At 73.0% G+C, this 4,843-nt stretch carries 2 protein-coding genes and 1 pseudogene; all 3 read left to right on the top strand.

The window, feature by feature from the left end; genetic code table 11:
- Positions 1-3,494 (top strand): MupA/Atu3671 family FMN-dependent luciferase-like monooxygenase (locus tag A7B20_RS20965; RefSeq protein WP_102110521.1); only part of this gene is annotated, 3,494 nt, incomplete at its 5' end.
- A complete protein-coding gene (locus tag A7B20_RS20960) occupies positions 3,491-4,195 on the top strand; it encodes a 4'-phosphopantetheinyl transferase family protein (protein WP_102110520.1) in 705 nt (234 codons plus the stop codon). The genes A7B20_RS20965 and A7B20_RS20960, both read left to right, overlap by 4 nt.
- Positions 4,179-4,843, top strand: a pseudogene (locus A7B20_RS20955) (hypothetical protein); the annotation flags it as partial. The gene A7B20_RS20960 and the pseudogene A7B20_RS20955, both read left to right, overlap by 17 nt.

Here is a 4,843-nt window from a genome sequence, read left to right as displayed (position 1 = left end):
GCCAGTGGGCGCGGATCTCGGCCGGGCGGCCCGCGGGCGATGTCGGCTACACCTCCGCCACGCTCGCCGCCCATGTCGCCGCGGCGCCGGGGCTGGTGGCGACCACGGCGCTGCTGCATGTCGCCGAGGGCAGCATCGCGGAAACCCGCGAGGCGCTTGCGCCGCAGCTCGACAGGATCGCCCGCCATCCGGGCTTCGCGCGCGAGCTGTTCACCCGCGACCCCGCCATCGCCTTCGCCCGCCCCGGCATCGCCCTTTCCGAGGGCGGCCCGGTCTTCGGCACGGCCGTCACGGTCGATCCCGGCACGCGGACGATGCACTGGGACGCGGCGCGCCTCGACCGCGCGGCCGCCGGACTGCTCGCGGCGCGGCTGGAGGCGATGGCCGCCGACGCCGCCGCCGACCGCCCGCCGGAGCCGCTCTGCCCGGACGAGTGGAAGCTGACGCTGGAGGACTGGAACGCCACGGCCACGGCGCCCCCGGACCACGCGACCGTCCACGCCGCCTTCGCGGCACAGGCCGCCCGCACGCCGGAGGCGGTGGCGCTGGTGGTCGAGACCGAAAGCCTGAGCTACGCCGAACTCGACGCCGCGGCGAACCGGATGGCCCATGCGCTGCGCAGTTTCGGCGTGGGCCCGGGGGTGCATGTGGGGCTGTTCGTGGCGCGCTCGGCGGACCTCGTGATCGGCGCGCTCGGGATCCTGAAGGCTGGCGGCGCCTATGTCCCGCTCGATCCCGGCTATCCGCCCGAGCGCATCGCGCATTACCTCGCCGACAGCGCCGCCGCCGTGATCGTCGCCCAGCCCGACCTCGCCGCCCGCCTGCCGGCGTCGGAGGCCGCGCTGCTGCGCACCGACGATCCGCGCATCGCCGCCGCCCCCGCCACGGCGCCGGAAGGCGGCGCGGGGCCACGGGATCTGGCCTATCTCATCTACACCTCGGGCTCCACCGGCCTGCCGAAGGGCGTGATGGTCGAGCATCGCAACCTCGCGAACTTCTTCACCGCCATGGACGCCCGGATCGACCACGGCGCGGGCGCGGCCTGGCTGGCCGTCACCTCGCTGAACTTCGACATCTCGGTGCTCGAGCTGTTCTGGACCCTCGCCCGCGGCTTCAAGGTCGTGCTCTCGCGCGACGAGAACCGCACCCTCGTCTCCTCGGGCGCACCGGCGGTCAGCGACCGGCGGATCGACTTCAACCTGTTCTACTGGGGCAACGACGATGGCGCGGGGCCGAGGAAATACGAGCTGCTGCTGGAGGGCGCGAAGTTCGCCGACGCCCACGGCTTCAACGCCGTCTGGACGCCCGAGCGGCATTTCCACGCCTTCGGCGGCCCCTATCCGAACCCCGCCGTCACGGGCGCGGCAGTGGCGGCGGTGACGTCCAACCTGTCGGTGCGCGCGGGCTCCTGCGTCGCGCCGCTGCACCACCCCGCACGGATCGCCGAGGAATGGGCGGTGATCGACAACCTGACGGACGGGCGCGCGGGCCTCGCCATCGCCAGCGGCTGGCAGCCCGACGATTTCGTGCTGCGTCCCGAGAACACGCCGCCCGCCAACAAGGCCGCGATGTTCGAGGCCATCGAGGTGCTGCGCAGGCTCTGGCGCGGCGAGGCGGTCGCGTTCCCCACGCGGGACGGCACTCCCTACGAAGTCGTGACGCAGCCGCGGCCCGTGTCGAAGGAACTGCCGGTCTGGGTGACGACCGCGGGCAACCCCGAGACATGGCGCGAGGCGGGGCGCATCGGCGCCAACGTGCTGACCCACCTGCTGGGCCAGTCCATCGAAGAGGTGAAGGGCAAGATCGCGCTTTACCACCAGGCGCTGCGCGAGGCGGGCCACGACCCCGCCGACCACAGGGTGACGCTGATGCTGCACACCTTCCTCGCCGGAACGCGGGAGGAGGCGCGCGAGGTCGCGCGGGCGCCGATGAAGGACTACCTGCGCTCCGCCGCCGCCCTCATCAGGCAGTACGCCTGGGCCTTCCCCGCCTTCAGGCGGCCCGAGGGCGCGACCGACCCGATGCAGGTCGACCTTGCCGGGCTCGACCCCGAGGAGATGGAGGCGATCCTCGATTTCGCCTTCCAGCGCTATTTCGAGGACTCGGGCCTGTTCGGCACCGTCGAGGACGCCGTGGCGCGGGCCGAGCAGCTGAAGCGCATCGGCGTGGACGAGATCGCCTGCCTGATCGACTACGGCATCGACCCCGCGCTGGTGATGGAGGGGCTGAAGCCGCTGGCCGAGGCGCTCGACCGCGCCAACGCGGGCTCCGCCCCGGCCGCCGACGACTTCTCGATCGCCGCGCAGATCCGCCGCCACGGCGTGACGCACCTGCAATGCACCCCCTCCATGGCCCGCATGATCGCGGCGGACGACGCGGGGCGCGCCGCGCTCGGGCGGCTCGACACGCTGCTCGTCGGGGGCGAGGCGCTGCCGGGTGACCTGGTCCTGAGCCTCAGGCAGGCCACCGGCGCGCGGATCCTCAACATGTACGGGCCGACCGAGACCACGATCTGGTCCACGGTGCAGGAGGTGGGCGCGGCGACGGAATCCGCCGACATCCAGCCGATCGGCCGCCCGGTCGCCAACACCTCGGTCTATGTGCTGGACGCGGCCCGCCGCCCGGTGCCCGTCGGCGTCGCGGGCGAGCTGTTCATCGGCGGCGCGGGCGTCGCGCGGGGCTACTGGAACCGCGCCGAACTGACCGCCGAACGCTTCCCGCCCGACCCGTTCCGCGTCGGGCGGATGTACGCCACCGGCGACCTCGTGCGCTGGCGGGCGGACGGCACGCTCGACTTCCTCGGCCGCGCCGACCACCAGGTGAAGCTGCGCGGCCACCGCATCGAGCCCGGCGAGATCGAGGCGCGGCTCGCCGCCCTGCCAGGGGTCCGGCAGGCCGTCGTCGCGGCGCGCGCGATCGGCGGCGACACCCGCCTGATCGCCTGGGTGGTCGCCGACGCCTTCGATTCCGAGGCCCTGCGCGCGGGGCTGTCGGCGGACCTGCCCGAGATCATGCGCCCGGCCCATTTCGTCGAACTCGCGGCTTTTCCCCTGACCCCGAACGGCAAGATCGACCGCAACGCCCTGCCCGACCCCGACCTGCGCCGCGCCGCGACCTCGCCCGGTCCCGCGAACCGCCCCGTCGCGCCCGAAGGCGGCACCGAGGCGGCGCTGGCGGCGATCTGGTCGCGCCTTCTCGGCGTCGCCGAGGTGCGGTCCGAGGACAACTTCTTCGCGCTCGGCGGCCACTCCCTTCTGGCCGTCCAGGCACACCGGGAAATTAAGGATGTCTTGACAGAGGTACGTCTTTCCTTAACCGATATTTTCCGCTTTCCTGTCCTTGGTGCCCTCGCGGCCCATCTGGACAGGGATCCGGACGGCCCACCCGTGGCCCAGGACGCCGGATCGCCCCCGTCACAGGACACGGCAGACCGGTCCGAGATGATGTCGAGACGGCGCGCCATGCGGGCCGGGCGAGGAGTGAAGACAGGATGAGAATGACACCCCTCGACCCGGGCCACACGCCCGTCCCGGCGACCGTCCGCGCCCTCTTCGCCCCCGACATCGCCGTTGCGCTCTGCGATCCGCGCCAGCCGCTCGGCGGGCTGCTGGGGCTGGAGAGCAAGGGGCTGGGCCGGATGGTCGACACCCGCCAGCGCGAGTTCACCGCCGGACGCTTCGCCGCACGCCGCGCCATGGCCGAACTCGGCGTGCCGCCGCAGCCGGTGCTTCCCGGCCAGGACCGCGCGCCGGTCTGGCCCGAGGGCCTGGTCGGCAGCCTATCGCACTGCCACCGCCTGTGCATCTGCGCCCTCGGCCGGTCCCCCGACGTGCGCGCGCTTGGCGTCGACGTGGAGCCGAACACGATCCTCGAGGCGGAGCTGCTGGAAACCGTCTGCACCCGCTCGGAATGCGACTGGCTCTATCGCCAGCGGGACGAGACGCGCGGCTTCCTCGCCAAGCTGCTCTTCAGCGCCAAGGAAACCGCCTACAAGGCGCAGTACCCGCTGACCGGCGCGATCCTCGACTACCACGACATCGCCGTGCTGCCCGACCTGCCGCGCGGCCGCTTCTGGGCCGCCTTCACCCGCGAGGTCGCGATGTTCGAGAAGGGCGCCGAACTGGAGGGGCGCTTCGTGATCGAGGACGGGCTGATCCTGACCGCGATGACCCTGCGCCATGGCGTCTCGCCCTGAGACCGTGGTGCTGCCCCTGATCTCGCGGCGCAGGGCGCTTGGTGTCGCCGGTGTCGGTGCGCTGGCGCTTGCGGGGGGCGTCGTCCTTGCCGTGCGCGACGACCTCGCCTCGGCGGAAGACATGGCTGCCGCCTATGCGCGCCCCCTCGCCCCGCCCTCAGGGCCGCTGAAGGTCTACCACCTCGGCCACAGCCTCGTCGGGCGGGACATGCCCGCGATGCTGGCGCAGCTGGCCGGGCCCGGCCACCGCTACGAAAGCCAGCTCGGCTGGGGCACGTCGCTGCGCCAGCACTGGGAGCCGACGGTGGAGATCACGGGGTTTCACGCCGAGAACGCCCATCCCCGCCACCGCCCCGCGCGCGCCGCCGTCGCCTCGGGCGATTACGACGCGGTGGTGCTGACGGAAATGGTCGAGCTGACCGATGCCCTGCGCTACCATGACAGCGTCGACTACTTCACCCGCTGGGCCGACCTGGCGCGGGCGTCGGACCCGGCGACGCGGGTGTACCTCTACGAGACCTGGCACCGGCTGGACGATCCGCTCGGCTGGCTCGACCGGCTGGACCGCGACCTGCCCGACTACTGGACGGGCCGGCTGCTGGCCGCCGACGTGGCGCGCGCGCCGCGACGGGCGGCGCGGCTGATCCC

Origin of the sequence: Oceaniglobus roseus (assembly GCF_002869745.1) — a bacterium.
Taxonomy (GTDB): domain Bacteria; phylum Pseudomonadota; class Alphaproteobacteria; order Rhodobacterales; family Rhodobacteraceae; genus Oceaniglobus; species Oceaniglobus roseus.
Note: the sequence above shows the minus strand (reverse complement) of the source record. Positions and strands in the feature narration are given on the sequence as shown.

Coding starts and splice junctions, on each gene's coding strand:
- A7B20_RS20960 (WP_102110520.1), top strand. CDS start 3,491: ATGAGAATGACACCCCTCGACCCGGGCCACACGCCCGTCCCGGCGACC.